The sequence below is a fragment of the Mycolicibacter engbaekii genome, from assembly GCF_002101585.1.
Taxonomy (GTDB): domain Bacteria; phylum Actinomycetota; class Actinomycetes; order Mycobacteriales; family Mycobacteriaceae; genus Mycobacterium; species Mycobacterium engbaekii.
On the sequence record NZ_LQOT01000041.1, the window covers coordinates 114,880 to 136,212 of the forward strand.

Sequence of the window (21,333 nt, forward strand, 5' to 3'; positions counted from 1 at the left end):
TAGGCTCTGACCTCGACACATGCCGACGGAAGGGGGACCGGCCATGCACGTCAATCCCGAGGTGTTACGCACCGGAGCCAGCGTGTCCGACGACGCCGGCTGCCACGCTCATGCCGGCGCCCAGCGCCTCGACGTGGCCGGCGTGAGTGCCTCGATGTTCGGCGACTTCGATGACGCCCACGGTTTCCACACCGCCCTGGGCAGCGCGAAAGACCGGCATCGGGACGCTTTGCACACGCATCACCAGGACCTCACCGGCATCGCCGAGAAGGTCCGCACCGCCGCCGACTGTTTCACCCGGATGGACAACCACAGCGCCGCCCAATTGCGAGACGTCGCCGGCCCACCGCAGTGAGCCGCCCCCACCTGCAATACCTGTCCGTCGACGACCTCGTCGCACAGGCCGGCGGCGACCCGTGGTCGGTCGATGAGAGCCTGCAGGCCGGCAGCCCCGCCCAGATCAACTTCCTGGCCCAGGCCTTTCACGATGCAGCCGGTTCGGCGACCGCCGCCGAGGGAGCCTTCCGCACCGCCGGCGAGCACTTCGCGCAGTACAACCGGGAAAACGGCGAGCAGCCGATCAACAACGCCGCCGAGGTGGCCCGGGTCAAAGACCAGCTGCACGCCACCAATGAGCGGCTCGGCCGGATCGCCGCCGACCTGGCGGGTATTGCCGCGGCCCTGGCACAAGCCCGCGCCGCCTCGCAGGCCAACGTCACCGCCCTCAACGCCAACCTGATGGTCCTCGACGCTCGCATCGGCGGCTATCTGAACCAGGGCCGCAACCACGATGCCGAGATCGAGCAGGCTCGTCAGTTGGCACTGGCCGACACCGAGACCGCGCTGCACAACGCCACCACCATTCGCAGCGGCTATTCGCAGCAGCTGCGCAAGGCGCTGGCCGCCCTGCAGGGCACCGACGGCTACGACGCCGGCGAGGCCGTGCGCAGGTACGGCGCTGAGCAGGAACCGGCAGCCGGCACCGACGAGGGGCAGCGGGACGGCACCCCGGCCAACGGCCGCGCCGCCCGGGACCAACCGACTCCGGCCGCAGGCGCTGCCCCGGCGGGCGCTGACGGCGGCGCCGGCGGCAACGGCGACATCGCCGGGGGCAACGCTTCCCGGGCGCCGGAGGGTGGCGCAGGGCAGGGGGCCGACGGTGGCTCGGGGGCCGAACCGCCCTGGCTGGCGCCCGGCACGCCCGTGATGACCCGACCGCTGGGACCGCCGCCCGCCCCGAGCAAACCCACGGCGATCGACGGGAAATGGGGCAACGTCGGCGACGGCCTTTCCGCGGCGGGCAGCCGGGCCAACGCGCCCTGGGTCCGCCCGGATCTGCCGGCCTTCGCTCCGGGCGGGTCACCGACGCCGGCCGTTCCCGGCGGGATTCCGGTGTCGCAAGCCATGGACAGTGTCGGGAAGTTCGGCAAGCACCTGGGTGTCGCGGGCAACGTGTTCACCGGCGTGAACGGAGTCATGGAAATCCAGCACGACGTCGACAACGGCGTCCCCTTGAGCACCGCCCTGGTCGATGTCGTTCCCAAAACCGCGGGGGATATCGCCGGAGGCCTGGTGGGCGCGGGCCTGGGTGCGCAGACCGGGGCTGAGATCGGCGCCGTGGTCGGCACCTTCTTCGGCCCGGGTCCGGGCACCGCCATCGGTGCGGTCCTCGGCGCCGGCACGGGGGCGGTGGTCGGCGGTTTCGTCGGCAGCGAGTTCGGCAAGGGTGTCGGCGAAGGCATTTCGGATGTGTGGCGCGGCCTGTTCGGCTGACCACAGCACACAAAGGGAGATCGATCACCATCGCTGACGCAAACGGCATTATCGGGGTCGCCTTGGTGGTGATGCTGGTGTTCGCCATCCCCGTGGACCCGCGCAAGGGCACCACGGCGAAGTGGCTGTATTGGCTCATCGGACCGCTGATGTGTACGGCGTTATTCGCCGTTGCGATCTACGGCTCGGTACACGACCCCGCGACAACCGACCTGATCGGCGCGGTCGCCGGCGCAGCGCTCATCTCCTACCTCAGCTTCGGCGGCGTGTATCTGCGCAAGCTGTGGCGGCCCGGGCGGTAAGGACTGGACATGGACAATTCGGATCTGCAATCCGGCACCGGACCGATCCGGCTGGGCAGCCGCGACGCCGACGCCCCGACGATCACCCTCCCCCGGCCGCCGGGCTGGGAGTTCCTGCCGGGCGACGACTCGACCGCGGTGCGCGGGGTGCTCTACAACCGGCAGCTGCGACAGCACGGCTTCACCCCCAACGCGGTGGTGACGCTGGAAGAAGTCACCGGCCAGGTGGGCCTGCCCTCGCAGGCCCTGGCCAAAGAACGCGCCGCGGTGACCGCCGTCGTCGGCGAGCTCGACACCGACATGCCCGGAGCGGTGTCGGGCTTTCCCAGCAGAACGATCACCTACAACCTGCAGGGCCGCCCCGCGACCAGTGTGATCATCGCCGTGCAGAACGCCCGCGACCGGATCTGGGCCATCACCGTGACCATCCAGACCACCGAGGCCGACAACCCGCACTACCTCACCGCCTGGCAGACCGTGCTGGATTCGCTGGAAGTCCACCTGCCCACCCGGTGACGGCCCTGCGAGAATGCACCCATGGTGGAGCAGAGCCTCTGGATGCAGAAAGTCGCCGCCGACCCCGGACATTCTCAGTGGTACATCGAACGCTTCCGCGCGATGGCCCGGGCCGGTAAGGACCTGGCCGGCGAAGCACGCCTCATCGACGCCATGGCCAGGCGCGGCGCCCGTATCCTCGACGCCGGTTGCGGACCGGGCCGGGTCGCCGGCGTACTGGCCCGGGCCGGTCACCAGGTGGTCGGCGTCGACGTCGACCCGCAGCTGATCGAGGCTGCCGAGCAGGACTACCCGGGCCCGCGCTACCTGGTGGGCGACCTGGCCGAACTCGACCTGCCCGCCCGCGGCATCCAAGAACCGTTCGACATCATCGTGGCCGCGGGCAACGTCATGGCATTCGTCGCGCCGAGTACGCGAGTGGAGGTTCTGCGCCGGCTGCGGGCGCACTGCGCCGCCGACGGCCGGACCGTGATCGGCTTCGGCGCCGAGCGCGACTACGGCTTCGACCAGTTCCTGCGCGACGCCGCGACCGCCGGCTTCGCGACCGATCTGTTGCTGGCCACCTGGGACCTGCGGCCCTTCACCGAGGACGCCGACTTCCTGGTGGCGGTGCTGCGCCCGGCCTAAAGCAGCATCTGGTCCTCTTCGTTGAGCTCGCCCAGCTCGTCGATGATCAGCATCTTGTCCATGTCCTGCTCCTGGTAGGCCAGGCGGCCCACCCGGTGCGCAACCACCGGCGCGGTGATCAGGGTGAACAGGATGCTCACGGTCACCATCCCGGCGTCGTGGCTGCCCCGCAGCCGGATCAAGGCGCCCAACAGCACCAGCAACAGGCCCAGCACCTGCGGTTTGGTTGCCGAGTGCATGCGGGCCAGGGTGTCCGGGAAGCGCACCACTCCGACCGCCGCGGTCAGGGCCAGCACCGAGCCGGCGAGCACCAGCACACCGGCGAGCACGTCGAGGGCAATCATGGCTGTCTCCTCACTTCGGGCCGTCGTCGGGCACCCGGAAACGGGCCACGCTCACCGAGCCGATGAAGCCGACGAGCGCCAGGGCCGCCAGGCTGTAGGTCACGGTGGTGTCCCGGCTGACCGCGGCCCAGATGCCGATACCGCACATCGTCATCGCCGCCAACGTGTCCAGCGCCACCAGCCGGTCCAGGGTGGTGGGACCGAGCAGCAGTCGGCACATGGTGATGACCGCGGCAATACCCAACAGCACACCTGCCGTACCCCAGATGACATTCATGCGCTTTCCTCCGCGGACAGCCACTCGTCGTCGCGTTCGAAGGCGGCGATCAGCAGACGCTCCACCTGCGCGGCCTGGTGATGGAAACGTTCGACCGCCTGCGCCGATCCGACATCGATCACATGGCAATACAGGATGCGGCGCACCTGGTCGATCTCCAGCACGACCGAGCCGGGCAGCAGCGTGGTGATCGCCGAGGCGAGCACCAGCACCAGGTCGGATTTGATGCTCAGCTGCACCCGCAGCACGCCCATCTTCGGTGGGGGGCCGGGTTTGACCGCCAGCCACATCAGCTGAACGCTGGACGTCACCAGATACCAGCAGAACAGTCCAAGCAACTTCAGCAGCGGCACCGGATGCACCCGCCCCCGCACCGGGACCGGCGGGACCGGCAGCAACACCATGATCGCGACCGCAACCACGACACCCATGACGATGTTGGGGATGGTCACGCGGCCCCACAGCAGCACCCACACCGTGGCCAGCGCAGACACCGAGAACAGCCGGAGCGCGACGGCCCTCATGGTGCACCCACCGACAGCACGGCGGAGATGTACTCGCCCCGGTCGAGGACCTCCGCTGCGGCCCGCTGCGTGTAGGCGAAGACGGGTCCGGCCAGCACGCTCAGCGACAGACCCAGTGCGATCAGCGCCAGCGTCGGGACCACCATCCACGTCGGCATCCGTCCGACGTCGTCTCGGTCGGCGTAGGCCACGTCATCGACATCGTCGAGCAGCACCGGCGGGGCGGCCAGCGCCAGGGCACCCTCGGGGGCGTCGACCCGCCGGCGCCAGAACGCCTTGGTCCAGATCCGCGCCAGCACATACAGCGTCAGCAGACTGGTCACCACCGCGCCGCCAACCAGGCACCAGGCCAGCACCGATCCGTCGCCGACACCGGCCTGCAACACCGCCGTTTTGCCGATGAAGCCCGAAAAGGGCGGGATACCACCGAGGTTGAAGGCGGGGATCAGGAACACGAGAGCCAGCAACGGGTTGGCGATCAAGCCGCCCAGCCGGTGCAGAGACGACGCGCCGCCCTGACGTTCGATCAGTCCGGCCGCCAGGAACAGCGTGGTCATCACGATGATGTGGTGCATCACGTAGAAGATGGCGCCGGCCATGCCCAGCTCGCTGGACAACGCGATGCCGAACACCATGAAACCGATGTGGCTGACCAGCGTGAAGGACAGTACCCGCTTGATGTCGCTCTGCGCGATGGCACCGAATATGCCGACCAGCATGGTCAACAGGCCCGCGACCAGCAGCACCGAGTCCAGGCCGCCATCGGGAAACAGCAGGGAGTGCGCCCGGATGATCGCGTAGACACCGACTTTGGTCAGAATCCCGGCGAACACCGCGGTGATCGGTGCCGGCGCCGTGGGGTAGGCGTCCGGGAGCCAGGCCGACAGCGGGAACACGGCCGCCTTGATCCCGAACGCCACCAGCAGCACCGCGAACACCGCGCTTCGGGTGCCGCCGGGCAGTGCTCCGGTGCGCGTCGCCAGCTCGGCGAGGTTCAGCGTGCCGGTGGCCGCATACACCAGCGCGATACCGAACAGGAACACCATCGACGAGGCCATCGAGACCATCACATAACCGATGCCGGCCCGGATCCGTTCGGCGCTGGCGCCGATGGTCAGGAGCACGAAGCTCGCCGACAGCAGCATCTCGAACCCGACGAACAGGTTGAACAGGTCACCGGCCAGAAAGGCCAGCGACACACCGGTGGCCAGGGTCAGGTAGGTGGGCAGGAAGATCGACACCGGCTGGCGGTCGTCGCCGTCGCGCACCCCCTGCCCGATGGCGTAGACCATGACCGCCAGCAGCACGATCGCGGACACCACCAGCATCAGCGCCGACAGCCGGTCGACGACGAGGCTGATCCCCAACGGCCCCAGGCCCTGCTCGGTGGGACCCCAGCCGCCGACGTGCAGCACCAGGGTCCCGTCCCGGTCGGTCAGATACAGCAGCGCCGCGCTGACCGCGGTCACCGCACACAACACGGCGATGGTGATCGGCCGCTGCAGGCGCGGACGCCGGCCGACGATCAGGGTCACCGCGGCGCCCAGCGTGGGCAGCAGCACCGGCATCGGCATCAAAACGGCGGCGAGACTCACCGGAGTTCCTCACTTTCCGGCACGGCATCGAGGTCACCGGCCGAGACCGGAACGCCCTGGTCGGGCTCGGCGGCGATCACCTCTTCGTCCGAAAGCTGCAAAACCCGCATCGCCTCTTCGTCATCGCCGACATCGTCGGTGGTCGTCAGGTTGAACGAGCGGTAGGTCAGCGCAAGTACGAAAGCGCCCACTCCCATGGTGATCACGATGGAGGTCAACACCATGGCCTGCGCCAGCGGGTCGGCGTCCGTTTCTTTGCCGGAGTTGGCCCAAAAAATCGGCGGGTTGCCGTCGGGACCGCCGACATCGATGATCAGCAGATTGATGGCATTGCCGATCATCATCAGGCCCAACAGCATCCGGGTCAAGCTGCGTTCCAGCAGCATGTAGACGCCGCAGGAGGTCAAGCCGGCCGCCATCAGCAGCGGCACCAGATGCGCGATCATGACACCCCCGCCAGTGGTCGAGTCGAGTGCTGGGACTCCAGTTCCTGGTCCAGTCGCACGCCCAGGCTGCGCAGCACGTCGAGCACCATGCCGACCACCACCAGGTACACGCCCAGGTCGAAGAACAGCGATGTCACCACATCGACGTGGCCCAACACCGGCAGCGTGAAGCTCAGCACCGCCGAAGACAGCGCCGGGGCCCCCAGGAACAACGAGCCCAGCGCGGTGCCGCCGACCAGGGCCAGCCCGACTCCCAGGATCTTGCTGGAGTCCACCGGCAGGGTCTCGCCGAGCTCGTACTGCCCCCCGGCGAGGTAGCGCAGCGCCAACCCCAGCCCGGCGGCCAGCCCGCCGGCGAAGCCGCCGCCGGGATAGTTGTGTCCGGCGAACAGGAAGTACACCGAGACCACCATGATCAGCGGGAAGATCATCCGGGTCGCCACCTCCAGCACCAGCGAACGCTGGTTCGGGTCGTGATATGCGCTGCCCCGCAGCCACGTGGTCGAGCCGATCGCCGGACTGTAGGGGGTGGCCACCCCCGGGGACCGCTGCGCGGTGCCGGCGTCGGTGATCCGTGGGGCACGGCCGAACCGGCGGTTGCGGAACACCATGGAAGCGACACCGGTCGCTGCGACCAGCAGCACCGAGATCTCCCCGAGGGTGTCCCAGGCCCGCACGTCGACCAGCAGGACGTTGACGGTGTTGGCCCCGTGGCCGCGGACGTAGGCAGCCTGGGGCAATGCCTCGGCAACGCCGTCGGTGGTGCGTGCCGCCATCGCGAACGCCCCCAGCACGGCGACCGCGAATCCGGACGCCACGGCCACCAAGATCCGCGGCAGCCGGTTCAGCGCCATGGTCGGCCGTTCCGCCTCCGCGGGCAGGGTGCGCAGCACCAGCACGAAGATCACCAAAGTGACTGTCTCGACCAGCAGTTGAGTCAACGCCAGGTCCGGCGCGCCGTGGAAGGCGAAGGCCGCGGCGCAACCGTAGCCGGTCACCCCGACCATCAGGACCGTGGACAGCCGGTTGCGCGTCATCGTCGCACCGATGCCGCCGGCGACCACCAGTACCGCCACCATCAGTTGCAGCGGCGTGTCCCAGAGTCGTACGTCGACATGATCACGCGCCCCCAACGCCAAGGCGCTGAGCGGAAGCACCACCAGCGTCGTGAAGATCACGCCCTGGTTCAGCGGCAGGGAGCCGCGCTGGGTGATACGGGTCAGCCGCACGGCCGCCACGTCGAGAAGCCGCAGAGCCTCGTCGTAGATCCGGTCGGCCTTGCCCACCGGCAGCCGGCGCAACCGGGACAGCCCCAGCAGATCGCGGGCGGCGAAAACACTGGTTCCCGCCACCAGCACCAGCGCCGAGAGCACCACCGGAAGTCCCACGCCGTGCCACAGCGCCAAGTGGTAGCCCGTTCCGCCCGGCATGGTGTCGGCGTAGGTGCTCAGCACCGTGTCGAGGGTCAGGGCGCCCAGCCCCATGGCCAGGCTGGCGGCGGCCAGCAGCGCCGGCGGGGCCAGGAAGGCCACGCCCGGCCGGTGCAGGTCGGCCACCGCGGCACTCGGCGTGAGCTGGCCCTTGCGGGCGAATCCTCCCCACACGAACCGCACGCTGTAGATCACGGTGAACATCGAGGCGACCACCCCGGCGGCCAGCACGTACGGACCGGCCCAACCCAGGACCGGCGACTGTGCCTCGGCGCCGAAAATCGTCTCCTTGGCGACGAAGCCCACGAACGGCGGCACTCCGGCCATGCTCGCGGCGGCCGCGGCGGCGATCAGGAACAGTCCCGGACACCGGCGGCCCAGCCCGGCCAGTTCGCGCAGGTCGCGGGTGCCGGTGGAATGGTCGATGATCCCGACCACCATGAACAGCGTCGCCTTGGCCGCCGCATGCGCACACATGGCGGTCAGCCCGGCGAGCATGAAGTCACCGGTGCCGACCCCGACCAGCACGATCATCAGGCCCAGCTGGCTGACGGTGCTGTAGGCCAGCAGCAGCTTCAGGTCGTATTCGCGGATCGCCCGCCAACCGGCCAGCAAGGCGGTGGACAGGCCCAGGATCACCAGCGTCGGCCGCCAGCCGGGCGATTCGGCGTACCCGGGCGCCAGCCGCGCCACCAAGTAGATCCCGGCCTTGACCATGGCCGCGGCATGCAGATAGGCACTGACCGGTGTCGGTGCCGCCATGGCCCCGGGCAGCCAGAAGTGCAGCGGCACAATCGCGGATTTGCTGAGCGCGCCGACCAGGATCAGCAGGACACCCGCGGTCACCGCGGTTCCGGTCGGCGGGTGGGCCACCAGCTCCGAGAGCAGGTAGGTGCCCGCGGCGTTGCCCAGGCAGATGATTCCGACCAGCATCGCCAGACCGCCCGCCGTGGTCACCAGCAATGCCTGGGTGGCGGCACGGCGGTTGACGGCGCGTTCGGCGTAGTGACCGACGAGCAGAAATGACAGCACCGTGGTCATTTCCCAGAACACATAGAGGACCAGCGCGTTGTCGGCGACCATCAGGCCGAACATCGCTCCGGCGAAGCCGACCATCTTCGCGGCGAAGCTCGGCAGCCGCGGATCGTCGGTGTGCGACCCGACCGGCCGGAAGTAGGCGGCACAGTAGAACAGGATCAGCGCGCCGATCCCCAACGCCAGCACGCACATGATCGCGCTCAGGGCGTCGAACCGCAGCGCGATGTCCATCGACAGCCCGGGCACCCAGGACACGGTGGCGCGGTGGTCGACGGCCGGACCGCTCGGCCAGTTCGCCACCACCCAGCCCAGCGAGACCAGCGGGATCGCGCCCAGCGGATAGAAAGCCGCTCGTCCCCATCGACGTACCATCGCCGGGGCCACAGCCGTGCCAACAATATGGGCAAGCAATATCGCCAGCATCACGCTCCACGTGCCGTTTCGTTTAAGTCGATGCGTTCAGTTACGCGTTCAGTTACATCCAGGTAACGGCTAGAGGATAACCCGGACGCGTTTCGGCACGGCTCCGTAGTCTCTCGCCACAACTCTTTCAATTCAGTCTGTGAGCCGCAGCGATACCGCGCCATGGAACGCAACCCCCATTCGGCCGGGGGCCGAACCCTCATGGGCATCTGGGGGCGGTGGTTACGGTTCGATCAGCCCGGTCCTGATGGCGTACCGGGTCAGCGCCAGGCGGTCACGCAGGCCCAATTTCTGCAGCGTGTTGGTGCGGTGGCGGTCGACGGTCTTCGCGCTGATACCCAGGGTCTTGGCGATCTCACGCGCCGAGAGGCCCTCGGCGATGAGCTTGAGCACTTCCTCCTCGCGCGGCGTCAGAATCGTCTCCGGCAAGGTGGTGCCGTGCCGCGCCCGGTGCAGATAGTCCCGGATCAGCGCTGTCACCGCACCGGCGTACAGAAACGGCTCACCGCGTATGGTCGCCCGGCAGGCCTCGAGCAGGTCGCGGTCGGCGACCGACTTCAGCACGTAGCCCGAGGCGCCGGCCTTGAGCGCCTCGAAGAAATACTGCTCGTTGTCGTGCATCGACAGCATCAGCATCCGCACGTGGGGAAAGTTGCGGTTGATCTCCCGGGCGGCCTGCAATCCCGTCATCCTCGGCATGGCGATGTCCAGAATGGCCAGGTCGACGGGCGTTTCCTGGAGCGCTGCCAGCGCCTCGGCACCATCGGCGGCCTCGGCGACGACGGACAGATCTGGCTCGGCGTCGAGGATCATCCGCAGCCCGCTACGGACCAGGGCGTGGTCATCGGCGAGCAGGATGCGCGCCGCCTGGGTTGTCGGCTGGGTCGGCATCATGACGGCGCCGCCCCCGGTGCCGCGGGCGCCACCAGCTGGATCTCGGTGCCCTGGCCGGGCGGGGAGGTGATGGTCAGGGTGCCGTGCACCAGCAGGGCACGCTCGCGCATGCCGGTGATGCCGGCGCCTTCGGCGCTCACCCCCCCGACGCCGTCGTCACGGATCCGCAGCGTCAGCTGCCCGGCGGGGTCGACGTTCAGGTCCAGCCAGACCTTGTGGGCGCCGGCATGCCGGGCGACGTTGGTCACGCTCTCCTGCACTATGCGGTAGCACACCAACTCCACGTTGGGGTCCAACCGTTGCGACTGGGGGGCGATGTCTTTGACCACATCGATCCCGGTCGCCTGGGTGAATTGGTTGAACAGCGCCTGCAAAGCGCTGAGCAGGCCGAGGTCTTCCAGTGCGTCCGGGCGCAGCCGGCGGGCAATACCGCGCACCTCGTCGAGGCTGGCGCGCACCGTCTCCTGAGCCTCGGCGAGGTCGGCGCGTATCCCGCTGGGCGCGGCATCGACGGCCCGTTTGAGGGTGAGCAGAGCCACCGTCAACGTTTGGCCGATCTCATCGTGCAGCTCCCTGGCGATTCGTTGGCGCTCGTTCTCCTGCGCGGCCAGCACCAGGGCACTCGAGGCAGCGCGTTCGGTCTCCAGCCGGTCCAGCATCGCGTTGAACGATGCCATCAGGTCATGTAGATCGCCGGCCCCAGGGTCGTCGACCCGGTCGGTGCGCCGCAGCAGGTCGACCCGCCGCATCGACGCGGCCAGCCGATCCAGCGGGGCCAGGCTGGATCGCAAGAGCAGCGCGTTGGCCCCGACCACGACGGCCAGCCCGACCACCAGGACGGGGATCTCGGCCAGTTGCGCGGGCCCCGACACCGTGGCCGGCGACATCGCCAGTACCAGGGTGCCGAACGTGAAGACCAGACCGTTGATCGCAACGACCCGACGAAACAGTCCCCGCGCGGGCGGCGCACTCGCTCGTCGCCCGAACCGGTCGACGAGCCCCGTCCAACGGCCCATATCACCACCCTGTTCTGCCCGGCCCACGTTGTCCATACGGGTTGCCGCAGCCCCCGAATGGGAGTCAAACACCATGGCGAGGCGTCGGCTCGAACGGACAATGGAGGAAAGCCCAGTGCGCCGGTCTTGGCCGCATTGTCGAGACGTTTGCCACCCCGGAGTGTCGAGCGTACTGGCGAAGCGCCCGGCGGGTTAGATCGATCGTCACACCGCCAACGACCCGCGACCGGAGGGATTCGACTGCCATGGACCGCTGTACCCGAGCGCGGCGTCCCGCAGCGCCCGGCTCCGCCGCGCTTACGAACGCCGCAACCGGCGTGCCTAGCCAATGAATTTCGCGGCATTGCCTCCGGAGGTCAACTCCGGCCTGATGTACACCGGTCCCGGCGCGGGGCCGATGCTTGCCGCCGCGACGGCCTGGAGCGGGCTGGCCGCCGAACTGCATGCGGCGGCCGCCGCCTACGAATCGGTGATCGCCGAGTTGACCAGCGCGGCCTGGTGGGGTCCCTCGGCCACCGCCATGGTGGCCTCGGCCACACCCTTCACGGCCTGGTTGAACACCACCGGCGGTCAGGCCGAGCAAGTGGCGATGCAGGCCAAGGCGGCGGTGGCGGCCTACGAGGCGGCGTTCGCCTTGACGGTGCCCCCGTCGGCGGTCGCGGCCAATCGTGCGCAGTTGATGACATTGCTGGCCACCAATGTGCTGGGCCAGAATGCCGCGGCCATCGCGGCCACCGAAGCCCAGTACGCCGAGATGTGGGCCCAAGACGCCACCGCGATGTACAGCTACGCCGCGCTGTCGCAGTCCGCCCGAGAACTGGAGCCGTTCGCCCCGCCGCCGCAGACCGCCAACCCCGCGGGGCCGCTGAGCCAGAACGGAAGTTCCGCGGCCAACATGGCACAGACGTTGGGCGCCCGGCTGGCGTCCGCCCTGCCGGCGGCCGGTCCGGCGGAGTCCCAGACGCCGCTGCCCGCTCTGGCCGGACTGCTTGGGGAGAGTCCCCCGGAAATCTTCCAGTGGCTCAGTGTCATCGCCGACGAGACCGCCCTGGGGATCGCTCTTCCCATGTCGGTCCTCGGCGTGTGGCTGTCGGGTGCCGCGATGCACTTCTCCGAGCAGGACTCGCGCGAGATCTTCGACACCCAGGACATCCTCCGTGCTGGCCAACGAACCATATTGGAAGCCCTGGACCAGCTGGGCGCGCACGGCGAACTGCCCTCGATCGACAACCTGCGCGTTCCCCACGTTCCGGTGGTGTCGGCCATTGGCGAGGGTTTCCCCCTTGGCGCGCTCTCGGTGCCGATCAGCTGGGCCGAGATGGCGCCGGAGATCCGCCACGCCAGCTTCTCGACACCGCTGAGCAGCGCCGCATCGGCGGCCTCGCCGGCCGGTCTGGGAGCGGCATTCGGGCAGATGGCTCTGGCCGGCATGGGCGGCAGTGCGTTGGCCGGCGCGATGAACCAGCGCCGCGGGGATTCGGCCAAACCGCCCGCGGAACCCGCCGCCGCACGGGCGGGCGCGCCGTCCTCGGATTCGGCGGCCCAGCCGGCGAGTCCGTCGCACACCCCGCTGGCCTCGGTGGCCGAACTGGCGGCCGGGATCCGTGAACTGGGCGAACTGCACGACGCCGGTTACCTGTCCGGTGAGGAGTTCGCCGAACAGAAGCGCCGGCTGCTGAGCCGGTGACCGGGCCCGGCCACCGGCCGGCCGCGCGCTATCGGCGCCGGGACCTGAGGTAGTCGCCGACCACCGCTGCACCCAGTCCCCCGAGCTCGGGCACCACCACCCGGCCCTCGACCCGCCGCGCCACCTGATCGATGAAGCGGGCCAGGCCGGGGTCGTCGCCCAGCCGGAAGATCGTCACCTGCGCACCGAGCCGGGCGACGTCGTCGAAGCCCCGGACGGTGTGGGCGATGGTTCGTGGGTGCGGCGGGTAGTCGAAGAACACCGCGGGACCGGCCGTGCCGCGTCCGTCGTAGTCCTCCAGGTGCGCCGTCGGTTCCCCGTCGGTGACCACCAGCACCACCGGCTGGGCGTTGGGGTGCCGGCGCAGATGCCGGCTGGCCAGCGCCAGCGCGTGGTGCAGGTTGGTGCCCTGCTCGTAGACGCCCTCCAGACCGGTCAGCTCGGCTGCGGTCACGGTGCGTGCGTAGCGACCGAATGCGATGATCTGCAACGCATCTGACCGGAACCGGGTGCTGATCAGGTGGTTCAGCGCCAGCGCGGTGCGCTTCATCGGCAGCCAGCGGTTGTCCATCACCATCGAGAACGACGTGTCCACCAGCAGCGCCACAGCCGACTGGGTGCGGGTCTCGGTCTCGGAGACTTCGACGTCTTCCACGCTGATCGACAACCGACCCCCGGCCGAACCGCCGGACCTGTGCGGCGGCGGTTGGGCGACCTGCCGAAGCACCGAGTTGGTCAGGGTCCGGGTGACGTTCCACGGCTCGGTGTCGCCGAACTGCCAGGGCCGGGTCGCACCGGTCAGCTCACCGGCCGCCCCGGCCCGGCGGTGGTCGCGTTCGCCCCGGCGCCCGGAAAGCTGGCGGGCCACATCGCGGAGCGCGGTCTCGCCGAGCCGGCGCATCGCTTTGGGCGACAGTCGCCACTGCCCGTCGGAGCTGCGGTCGAGGAATCCCTGATTGAGCAGGGCGCGTTCCAGCTCGGCGAGGGTTCGCGCGTCGACCGCGGCCTGGTCGCCGAGCTGGCGGGCCAGTGCGTCGAGGTCGACGTCCTCCATGCTCGCACCGGGATATGCCTGGGACAGCTGCTCGGCCAGCTGTTCGAGTTCGGCGATGTCGGCCAGCGCCTGGGCGCCCTCCCCCATGCCGAGCGGGTCGTTGCCGGAGAACTCCGCCGAGCCGGCCCAGTCCTCGCCGGGCCGGGCCGCCTGCAGGTGTGCGTCCAGACGTCCGAGCGCCTGCTGCAGCGCCGGGGAGCCGAAGGCCTGCTCGGCCAACGCATCCAGCTCGGCGCGCTGCTGCTCACTGAGGCTGTTGCGGAAGCGCTGTGCCGCCGCCGCACGCTTGGCCAGCGAATCCAGCAACTCCTCGACGTTGCGGGGGTTCTCCGGAAAGAACTCGCCGTGTTTATCCATGAACTGCTGGAAGTCCTGCGGGGTGTCTTCGCCGCGCGAATGCTTGTCCAACAGGTCGTTGAGATCGTCGAGCATGTCGGTGACCCGTTGCCGATCGGCATCGGTCGCGCCTTCGAGCGCCTGTTTCATGCCGGCGAAACGCTGGTCGAGCATCTCGCGGCCCAGCAGGTCCATGATCTTCTCGTAGGACTCCCGGGCCTGACTGCTGCGCCAGTTGTAGTCCGCCAGTTCCTGCACCGCTTTGGCCGGTGACGGCGACAACGCCTCCAGCTGCATCTCGCCGAAGCGGGCATCGTCGTCGAGCGCGCGGGCCAGCTCCTTGCGCTCGGCCAGCACCGCTTCGTCGAGCAACTTCTTGACCTCGGCCAAGGTGCCATCCAAATTGTTGCGGCGCAACAGTTCCCGGCGACGCCGTTGTGCCTCGGCGGCAAGCCGGTCAGCCCCGGTCAAGTTCTTGGTGCCCCGGCGCAGGAGCTCCTGCAGCGCTCGCCGTGGCGACGTCCCCTCCATGACGTCACGGCCGATCTCCTCCAGCGCCTCGGCCAGATCTACCGGAGGCGCAAGCGGATCCGGCCCACCGCTGTAGGCCGAATACCGTGAAGCCCGAAAGGGATGGCCTTTAGCCATAGACGGTTTCGCCCTCGTCAGACGTTTTGTCGATGCGCTTGGCCAAATAGAGTGCTTCCAAAGCCAATTCGAGTGCCGCGGCGCGTTCGCCGTCGGATTCGGCTCCCAGGCGCTGCGCGACGGCGTCGATCACCGGCAGATCCGGCAGCGCCGCCAGCACTGCCTTGGCCGAGATCCGTTCGCCGGTGGTCACCGCGGTGTTCTCGACCGCCGCCACCAGGGGCCCCACGTCGATCCCGCCCAGCACCCGCGATGCGGTATCGGCGGTCGCCCGGCGCAGCAGGTGCTCCAGCACCGCCTGTTCGCGGCCCTCTTCGCCGGATTCGAACTCCAGCTTTCCGCGCAGCACGTCGATGATGGTGCTCAGGTCGACCACCCGGGCCACCGGTTCGGTCTCGCCCAGCACCGCGCCGCGATGCCGCGCCGAGGCGGCGACCGTCTCCGCGGCGGCGATCGCGAAACGCGCTGAGACGCCGGAACGCTGGTCCACCGAGCGGGACTCACGCAGGTAGCGCGCAAAGCGGGCCAGCACCGCCAGCAGGTAGTCGGGCACCTGGGCGCTCAGGTGCGCCTCCTGGGCGATCACGCCGACTTCGGCGTCGAGTTCCAGCGGATAGTGCGTGCGGATCTCCGCGCCGAAGCGGTCCTTGAGCGGCGTGATGATGCGGCCGCGGTTGGTGTAGTCCTCCGGGTTGGCGCTGGCGACCACCAGGACGTCCAGCGGCAGCCGCAGTGTGTAGCCCCGCACCTGGATGTCGCGCTCCTCCATGACGTTGAGCATCGCCACCTGGATGCGCTCGGCAAGGTCGGGCAGCTCGTTGACGGCCACTACCCCGCGGTGGGCCCGCGGGATCAGCCCGTAGGCGATGGTCTCGGGGTCGCCCAGGCTGCGGCCCTCGGCCACCTTGATGGGGTCGATGTCGCCGACCAGATCGGCGACGCTGGTGTCGGGGGTGGCCAGTTTCTCGGTGTAACGCTCGTTGCGGTGCCGCCAGGCAACCGGCAGGTCGTCACCGAGCTCCGCGGCCCGCCGGATCGACTCCGGCGTGATCGGCGAATACGGATGCTCACCGAGTTCGGCTCCGGCGATCACCGGCGTCCACTCGTCGAGCAATCCGGTCAGGGCACGCAGCAGCCGGGTCTTGCCCTGCCCGCGCTCACCGAGCAGGACGATGTCATGACCGGCGATCAACGCACGCTCCAGCTGCGGCAGCACGGTCTCGTCGAAGCCGAAGATTCCGGGCCAGATGGCCGCGGCGTCGTCCCCGGCGCCGAGGCGCGCCAGCAGGTTCTCGGCGATCTCCTGTTTCACCCCCCGCTGACGATGGCCGGCGGCACGCAGCTCGCCGACAGTTTTGGGCAGATCGTGCGGGACATTCAGCGCGGTCACCACTCCACGCTACGACGGGCGCGAAGGTCCGTCACGACCTCCCGGCTTATCGCCGAATCAAGTACCCGGTACCATCGGTTCTGTGAACCTACCGGATTGGCGTGAACGACCGGCTCAGACGTATTTCGGTCCGGCTTCCTGGCAGGCCCGCGTACTGGCGGTGGCCGCCGCAATCCTTTTGCGCACCTCGATCGCAGCGCTGACGCTGATCGGTCTGGTCGTCAACCGGTTCTGGCCGGCCGCATTGCAACGGGCCCGGCTGGACCTCATCGACCAGCCGCTGCGCTACATCCGCGCCCTGCCCGGAACCGAGGTGACACCGCTGCGGCTGACCGACTGCCCGGCGGAGTGGGTGGTGGCCCCCGGCGCCCGCGACTCGGACCGGGCGATCGTGTACTTCCACGGTTCGGCGCTGGTGACCCTCGGCCTCAACTCGCACCGCCGCTTCGCCAGCAAGCTCTCCGAAGCCACCGGCGCGAAGGTGTTCAACGTCGGCTACCGGCTGGCGCCGCTGGCCGGCATCGACGAGGCCGTCGCCGACGGGCTGTGCGCCTACCGGCACGTGCTGGAGGCTGGATTCACCGCGGATCGCATTGTGGTGGCCGGGGATTCGGCGGGCGGACTGATGGCGGTCAACACCGCGCTCGCCGCCCGCGACGCCGGGCTCCCCGCGCCCGCCGGTCAGGTGCTGATGTCACCGCTGACCTCGGCGGACATGGAGATCAAGCGCCAGGCCGCGCGCACCCACCGCGACCCGTTCTTCCCGTTCATGGCATTCATGTTCATCTACCGGGTGTTCGCCACCGTGAACGGCACCCGCGAGCTGCCGGTGATGCCGCCCGAGGCCGAGCTGCGCGGACTGGGACCGTTCCTGCTGCAGGTCGGCAACGACGAGATGCTGCGCAACGACACCTTTGTGCTGGCCGACAAACTCACCGCCGCCGGTGTGCCGAACTGGGTTCAGATCTGGGATCGCGCGTTGCACATGTTCCAGCTCAGCTTCGACGTCAACCCCGACGCTCGCCGGGCGGTCGAAGAGATCGCCGACTTCGTCGGCTACGTCACCGACTGCGCGCAGCCCGGGTCGAGGTGGGCCGACCCCGAAAGCGCCTGACCGGCGGTTTCTAGGCCTCGCCTCCCAACAGGGTGAGCAGCAGCGGAATGCGGTTGGCGTCGATCTCCGGCTGCGGCAGTACCGCGCCGACGATCGCCGCCCCGTCGAACGTATTGGTCAGCAGGGCAACCACGTTCGGGAAGACCTCCGGCGGAAACGCGTCGGCGGCGGGCAGCGCCCTGGCGGTGTCACAAATCTTGTCGCCGTACTCGGCCAGCACGTCGCGCAGCACCACGCGCAGCTTGTCGTCGGTGCGCGCGGCGATCAGCAGTTCGTAGAGCACCGCGTTGGTGGAGTTCGCGGTCAGGTCCCGCAGCACCGCCAGCACCGCTTCCAGTGCGGGCACCTCCGCCGAGATCTGCGCCACCTGCTTGTCGAACTGCTCGAGCTGACGCCGCAGTACCTCCTGCGCGGTGGCCGCCATGAAGTCACCCATGGTGCCGAAATGCCGAAACAGCGCCCCGTCGGACACCCCGGCCCGCGCAGCGATCACCTTGGCCGACGCTCGGGCGTAGCCGATCTCGGCGATGGTGGCGATGCTGGCATCGAGTAAGCCGGCGACAGTGGCTTCGCGGCGCTCCTGCTGGGTTCGTGCCATGCGCTAGACCGACTGCAGCTGCGGGGATCCGGCGCGCAGAAAGTGGCCAGACTTCACCGTTGTGCCGTAGCCGTCGCAGAACTGCCCGTTGCGGAACACGACGGTGCCACCCACGCCGGTCGCGACCACCGCGTCGTCGTTGCGGTTGACCATCCGGCTCAGGTCGCCGTAGAACGGCACCTTCTCCTCGTTGTAAGCGTCGACGGCGTCGGTCAGACCGGCCGGGTCGATCACCACGAAGTCCGCGCGGTCGCCTTGACGCAGTGTGCCGGCGGCGAACCCGAACCAGTCGGCGACCTCGGAGGTCAGCCGGTACACCGCCCGTTGGACGCTCATGAACGGCCGCCCGGCCGCCTCGGCGTCGCGGACGCGCTTGAGCAGGCGCAGCGCGAAGTTGTAGAAGGCCATGTTGCGCAGGTGCGCCCCGGCGTCGGAGAACCCCATGTGGATCGTCGGCTCATTGGCCAACTTGTCCAGTTGCTTGGGCCGGTGGTTGGCGACGATGGTGGTCCAGCGGACATTGCGCTCACCGTTGTCCACCAGAACGTCGAGGAAGGCATCCAGCGGGTGCAACCCCCGCTCGTCGGCGATCTGGCCGAAGCTCTTGCCGATCAGGCTCGCGTCGGGGCACTCGACGATCACCGCGTCGTGGAAGTCGCGGTGCCACAGGCTCGGTCCCAGTTTCTTGCGGTCGAACGCCTTGCGGAATCGGCGACGGTACTCGGTGTCGGCCAGCAACTCGTTGCGCTCCAACTGATCACGCAGGTGAAGCGCCGCGGTTCCGGCGCCGAACTCCTCGAACACCGGCAGATCGATACCGTCGGAATACAACTCGAACGGCACCGGGAGGTGCTGGAACCGCACGCTGGATCCGAGCACCGCGTTGAGCAGCCGGGCTCCGGAACCTAAGACCCGCGCCGCACCCGGCGACGACTTGGCGTCGGCGGAGACCAGCAGACTCATCCGTACGCCCCGGCGACGGCCGAAGAACCCACTGCTGGACACGAAGAAGTTCAACGCGGTCAACGGGTTACGAACGTCGGGGGCGCTCTGCAGCATCCGGCCGCGCTTGCGCAGCACCTTGATCAGCCGGCGCCGCTCGCGCCAAGTGGCGAAAGTCGACGGCAGTGCCCGTGACCGGAACCGGTCGCCGTCGAGCTTGTCGATGGGTGAATCCATCCCGGACATGCCCAACAGGCCGGCCTTGAGACCCTCGTCGAGCAGCGCGGCCATCTGCTCCAGTTCGGCGTCGGTGGGCACCACGCCCTCGGTGGTGGCGCGGTCCAAGCCGAGCACTGCGGTCCGCAGATCCGAATGTCCTAGCATGGAGCCGATATTGGGCCCCAGCGGTAACTCCTCGAGGGCGCGAACGTACTCGGCGGGCGTCGACCAGGTCTTCTTGGCCTGCAGCGCGTCCAGCACGAATTTGTGTGGCACCGCCTCCACCCGGCTGAAAAGGTCGGCGGCGTCCTCGGCTTCGGCGTAGACCGTCGACAGCGAGCAATTGCCCAGCAGTACCGTGGTGACGCCGTGCCGCACCGATTCCCGCAGGCCGGGATCCAGCAGCACTTCGGCGTCGTAGTGGGTGTGCACGTCGATGAAGCCCGGCACCACCCACTTGCCGGCCGCGTCGATCACCTCCGGGCAGCCGCTCTCGTCCAGCTCCCCCGCGACGATGTCGGCGACGACACCGTCGCGAATACCCAGGGTGCGGACCTGGGGGACGTTGCCCAGCCCGTCGAACCACAGTCCGTTACGAATGATCACGTCATAGGCCACGACGTCTCCCCACTTCGAAGTTGAGATAGATAGTGAGCGCCTACAATCTTTCTGTCAAGGGTTGCCGCTCGGGCAGTTATCCCCAATTCGGATTTGATCCACAGATCCGCGTTCTACCGGCGCCAAGGCACCACGGACGCCGTAGAGTTAGAACATGCGTTCGATTAGCCGGGAAGATGCCGTCGCGGTTTTCGACGCACTTTCGGCCGACCTGGACCGGGCGCTGGATCTGGACCTCGAGGCGCTGAGCCCGCGGGAATGCCTGGCATTGCTGCGGCGCTGCGAGGCGCTGCGGCGGCGGCTGCCGGCAGTGGAGCATCCGATGGTCAACCGGGTCGCCGTCACCGACCCCACCGAACTCGGGGGCAAGCCCCGCTGGGTGCTCGCCGACGAACTGCGCATCACCCGGGGTGAGGCCGGGCGCCGCATCACCGAAGCCGCCGAGCTCGGTGCCCGCCGCTCCCTCACCGGCGAACCGCTGGAGCCGGTGCTGCCCGCGGTGTCAGCCGCCCAACGCGCCGGCCAGATCGGGGCGACCCACATCGCGGTGATCCGCTCCTTCTTCCACTACCTACCCGACGCCATCGACCCTGGCACCCTCACCCAAGCCGAACAACACCTCACCGAACTGGCCACCGGATGCCGGCCCGACGAACTGGCCAAACTCGCCCAACGCCTCGCCGATCACCTGCACCCGGACGGCAACTTCTCCGACGACGAACGCGCCAAACGCCGCGGCATTACCCTGGGCCCCCAAGGCCGCGACGGCATGACCCCGATCAAGGGTTATCTGGATCCCGAGGCACGCGCCACCTGGGATGCGGTGCTGGCCCGGTGGGCCGCCCCCGGCATGTGCAACCCCGACGACCCAACCCCGTGCACCGGCGGCACGCCTTCGCAGGCCGCGATCGATACCGACCAACGCACCGCCGCCCAGCGCAACCATGACGCCCTGACCGCCATGGGTCGGGCCCTGCTGGCGTCCGGAAGCCTGGGCCAGCACAACGGATTGCCGGCCACGATCATCGTGTCCGCCGCCCTCGCTGAGCTGGAATCCGGCACCGGAAAGGCCCACACCGGCGGCGGAACCTGGCTGCCCATCCGCGACGTGCTGCGCTTGGCCGGCCACGCACACCATTACTTGCGCATCTTCGACCGCGCCAAAGAAGTGGCGTTGTTCCACACCAAACGCCTGGCCTCGCCGGGACAGCGGATCGTGCTCTACGCCAAAGAACGCGGCTGCAGTCACCCCCACTGCACCGTGCCCAGCTACCTCTGCGAAGTTCACCACGACGACAACTACGCCCGCACCGAACGCACCCACATCGATGAGCTGAGCCTGCGCTACGGCCCGCATCACGAGCTCATCACCACCGGCGGCTGGAAAACCCGCAAGCGCCACGACGGCACCACCCTGACCCTGCCGCCACCACACTTAGACCGCGGCCAACCCCGCACCAACAGCTACCATCACCCAGAAAAATTACTGAGCGACAACAGCTCCGGAGATGACGGACCCTAG

At 68.8% G+C, this 21,333-nt stretch carries 20 protein-coding genes; 8 read left to right on the top strand and 12 right to left on the bottom strand.

The window, feature by feature from the left end; genetic code table 11:
- Window positions 1–19 precede the first annotated feature (19 nt).
- The 5 genes from AWC02_RS12520 to AWC02_RS12540 all read left to right on the top strand — a co-directional run bounded on the left by AWC02_RS12520 (window position 20) and on the right by AWC02_RS12540 (window position 3,218).
- A complete protein-coding gene (locus tag AWC02_RS12520) occupies window positions 20–355 on the top strand; it encodes a DUF2563 family protein (RefSeq protein ID WP_237160448.1) in 336 nt (111 codons plus the stop codon).
- The gene (locus tag AWC02_RS22175; protein ID WP_207568052.1) at window positions 352–1,773 is read left to right on the top strand and encodes a putative alpha/beta hydrolase; all 1,422 of its coding nucleotides are present in this window, start codon (window positions 352–354) and stop codon (window positions 1,771–1,773) included. The genes AWC02_RS12520 and AWC02_RS22175 overlap by 4 nt, the downstream gene beginning before the upstream one ends.
- A 65-nt stretch (window positions 1,774–1,838) precedes the next feature.
- Window positions 1,839–2,075, top strand: coding sequence for a hypothetical protein (locus tag AWC02_RS12530; RefSeq protein WP_133055638.1), 237 nt, complete (start codon window positions 1,839–1,841; stop codon window positions 2,073–2,075).
- A 9-nt stretch (window positions 2,076–2,084) separates the two neighbouring features.
- Complete coding sequence (locus tag AWC02_RS12535) at window positions 2,085–2,591, top strand: LpqN/LpqT family lipoprotein (RefSeq protein WP_085129077.1); 507 nt, start codon at window positions 2,085–2,087, stop codon at window positions 2,589–2,591.
- A gap of 21 nt (window positions 2,592–2,612) precedes the next feature.
- Entirely contained in the window at window positions 2,613–3,218 is a 606-nt protein-coding gene (locus tag AWC02_RS12540) for a class I SAM-dependent methyltransferase (RefSeq protein ID WP_085129078.1), read from the top strand.
- Here the strand turns inward: AWC02_RS12540 and mnhG are convergent.
- The 8 genes from mnhG to AWC02_RS12580 all read right to left on the bottom strand — a co-directional run bounded on the left by mnhG (window position 3,215) and on the right by AWC02_RS12580 (window position 11,205).
- Complete coding sequence (gene mnhG / locus AWC02_RS12545; RefSeq protein WP_085129079.1) at window positions 3,215–3,562, bottom strand: monovalent cation/H(+) antiporter subunit G; 348 nt, start codon at window positions 3,560–3,562, stop codon at window positions 3,215–3,217. The genes AWC02_RS12540 and mnhG overlap by 4 nt on opposite strands.
- 10 nt (window positions 3,563–3,572) lie before the next feature.
- Entirely contained in the window at window positions 3,573–3,839 is a 267-nt protein-coding gene (locus AWC02_RS12550) for a monovalent cation/H+ antiporter complex subunit F (RefSeq protein ID WP_085129080.1), read from the bottom strand.
- The gene (locus AWC02_RS12555; protein WP_085129081.1) at window positions 3,836–4,363 is read right to left on the bottom strand and encodes a Na+/H+ antiporter subunit E; all 528 of its coding nucleotides are present in this window, start codon (window positions 4,361–4,363) and stop codon (window positions 3,836–3,838) included. Before AWC02_RS12555 ends, AWC02_RS12550 begins: the two co-directional genes overlap by 4 nt.
- On the bottom strand, window positions 4,360–5,937 hold the full coding sequence (locus tag AWC02_RS12560) for a Na+/H+ antiporter subunit D (RefSeq protein WP_085129082.1): 1,578 nt from the start codon (window positions 5,935–5,937) through the stop codon (window positions 4,360–4,362). The genes AWC02_RS12555 and AWC02_RS12560 overlap by 4 nt, the downstream gene beginning before the upstream one ends.
- A 17-nt stretch (window positions 5,938–5,954) precedes the next feature.
- Window positions 5,955–6,404, bottom strand: a complete 450-nt coding sequence (locus AWC02_RS12565; RefSeq protein ID WP_085129083.1) for a Na(+)/H(+) antiporter subunit C — start codon at window positions 6,402–6,404, stop codon at window positions 5,955–5,957.
- Complete coding sequence (locus AWC02_RS12570) at window positions 6,401–9,295, bottom strand: Na+/H+ antiporter subunit A (RefSeq protein ID WP_085129084.1); 2,895 nt, start codon at window positions 9,293–9,295, stop codon at window positions 6,401–6,403. Before AWC02_RS12570 ends, AWC02_RS12565 begins: the two co-directional genes overlap by 4 nt.
- Before the next feature lie 222 nt (window positions 9,296–9,517).
- On the bottom strand, window positions 9,518–10,189 hold the full coding sequence (locus tag AWC02_RS12575) for a response regulator (RefSeq protein WP_234808909.1): 672 nt from the start codon (window positions 10,187–10,189) through the stop codon (window positions 9,518–9,520).
- Window positions 10,186–11,205: a HAMP domain-containing sensor histidine kinase gene (locus AWC02_RS12580; protein WP_085129131.1), complete on the bottom strand. Its 1,020-nt coding sequence runs from the start codon at window positions 11,203–11,205 to the stop codon at window positions 10,186–10,188. Before AWC02_RS12580 ends, AWC02_RS12575 begins: the two co-directional genes overlap by 4 nt.
- 328 nt (window positions 11,206–11,533) lie before the next feature.
- On the opposite strand from AWC02_RS12580, the gene AWC02_RS22895 reads away from it, so the two are divergent.
- A complete protein-coding gene (locus AWC02_RS22895) occupies window positions 11,534–12,892 on the top strand; it encodes a PPE family protein, SVP subgroup (protein ID WP_085129086.1) in 1,359 nt (452 codons plus the stop codon).
- A gap of 28 nt (window positions 12,893–12,920) precedes the next feature.
- On the opposite strand, the gene AWC02_RS12590 is transcribed toward AWC02_RS22895, so the two are convergent.
- Together AWC02_RS12590 and AWC02_RS12595 are read right to left on the bottom strand one after the other, a co-directional pair.
- Complete coding sequence (locus tag AWC02_RS12590; RefSeq protein WP_085129087.1) at window positions 12,921–14,930, bottom strand: vWA domain-containing protein; 2,010 nt, start codon at window positions 14,928–14,930, stop codon at window positions 12,921–12,923.
- Window positions 14,923–16,311 carry a sigma 54-interacting transcriptional regulator gene (locus AWC02_RS12595; RefSeq protein ID WP_085129132.1) on the bottom strand — a complete coding sequence of 463 codons (1,389 nt, stop codon included), beginning with the start codon at window positions 16,309–16,311 and terminating at the stop codon, window positions 14,923–14,925. Before AWC02_RS12595 ends, AWC02_RS12590 begins: the two co-directional genes overlap by 8 nt.
- A gap of 91 nt (window positions 16,312–16,402) precedes the next feature.
- On the opposite strand from AWC02_RS12595, the gene AWC02_RS12600 reads away from it, so the two are divergent.
- Window positions 16,403–17,434: an alpha/beta hydrolase gene (locus tag AWC02_RS12600; protein WP_085129088.1), complete on the top strand. Its 1,032-nt coding sequence runs from the start codon at window positions 16,403–16,405 to the stop codon at window positions 17,432–17,434.
- Window positions 17,435–17,444: 10 nt separating this feature from the next.
- Here the strand turns inward: AWC02_RS12600 and AWC02_RS12605 are convergent, their stop codons facing one another.
- Both AWC02_RS12605 and AWC02_RS12610 read right to left on the bottom strand, forming a co-directional pair.
- On the bottom strand, window positions 17,445–18,032 hold the full coding sequence (locus AWC02_RS12605; RefSeq protein WP_085129089.1) for a TetR/AcrR family transcriptional regulator: 588 nt from the start codon (window positions 18,030–18,032) through the stop codon (window positions 17,445–17,447).
- Window positions 18,033–18,035: 3 nt separating this feature from the next.
- Window positions 18,036–19,811, bottom strand: coding sequence for an N-acyl-D-amino-acid deacylase family protein (locus AWC02_RS12610; protein WP_085129090.1), 1,776 nt, complete (start codon window positions 19,809–19,811; stop codon window positions 18,036–18,038).
- 154 nt (window positions 19,812–19,965) lie between these two features.
- On the opposite strand from AWC02_RS12610, the gene AWC02_RS12615 reads away from it, so the two are divergent.
- Window positions 19,966–21,333 (top strand): 13E12 repeat family protein, encoded by a 1,368-nt coding sequence (locus AWC02_RS12615; RefSeq protein WP_085129091.1) that lies wholly within the window; start codon window positions 19,966–19,968, stop codon window positions 21,331–21,333.

Coding starts and splice junctions, on each gene's coding strand:
- AWC02_RS12605 (WP_085129089.1), bottom strand. CDS start 18,032: ATGGCACGAACCCAGCAGGAGCGCCGCGAAGCCACTGTCGCCGGCTTA.
- AWC02_RS12550 (WP_085129080.1), bottom strand. CDS start 3,839: ATGAATGTCATCTGGGGTACGGCAGGTGTGCTGTTGGGTATTGCCGCG.
- AWC02_RS12575 (WP_234808909.1), bottom strand. CDS start 10,189: ATGATGCCGACCCAGCCGACAACCCAGGCGGCGCGCATCCTGCTCGCC.
- AWC02_RS12565 (WP_085129083.1), bottom strand. CDS start 6,404: ATGATCGCGCATCTGGTGCCGCTGCTGATGGCGGCCGGCTTGACCTCC.
- AWC02_RS12535 (WP_085129077.1), top strand. CDS start 2,085: ATGGACAATTCGGATCTGCAATCCGGCACCGGACCGATCCGGCTGGGC.
- AWC02_RS22895 (WP_085129086.1), top strand. CDS start 11,534: ATGAATTTCGCGGCATTGCCTCCGGAGGTCAACTCCGGCCTGATGTAC.
- mnhG (WP_085129079.1), bottom strand. CDS start 3,562: ATGATTGCCCTCGACGTGCTCGCCGGTGTGCTGGTGCTCGCCGGCTCG.
- AWC02_RS12615 (WP_085129091.1), top strand. CDS start 19,966: ATGCGTTCGATTAGCCGGGAAGATGCCGTCGCGGTTTTCGACGCACTT.
- AWC02_RS12580 (WP_085129131.1), bottom strand. CDS start 11,205: ATGGGCCGTTGGACGGGGCTCGTCGACCGGTTCGGGCGACGAGCGAGT.
- AWC02_RS12555 (WP_085129081.1), bottom strand. CDS start 4,363: ATGAGGGCCGTCGCGCTCCGGCTGTTCTCGGTGTCTGCGCTGGCCACG.
- AWC02_RS12560 (WP_085129082.1), bottom strand. CDS start 5,937: ATGCCGATGCCGGTGCTGCTGCCCACGCTGGGCGCCGCGGTGACCCTG.
- AWC02_RS12590 (WP_085129087.1), bottom strand. CDS start 14,930: ATGGCTAAAGGCCATCCCTTTCGGGCTTCACGGTATTCGGCCTACAGC.
- AWC02_RS12540 (WP_085129078.1), top strand. CDS start 2,613: ATGGTGGAGCAGAGCCTCTGGATGCAGAAAGTCGCCGCCGACCCCGGA.
- AWC02_RS12520 (WP_237160448.1), top strand. CDS start 20: ATGCCGACGGAAGGGGGACCGGCCATGCACGTCAATCCCGAGGTGTTA.
- AWC02_RS12570 (WP_085129084.1), bottom strand. CDS start 9,295: ATGCTGGCGATATTGCTTGCCCATATTGTTGGCACGGCTGTGGCCCCG.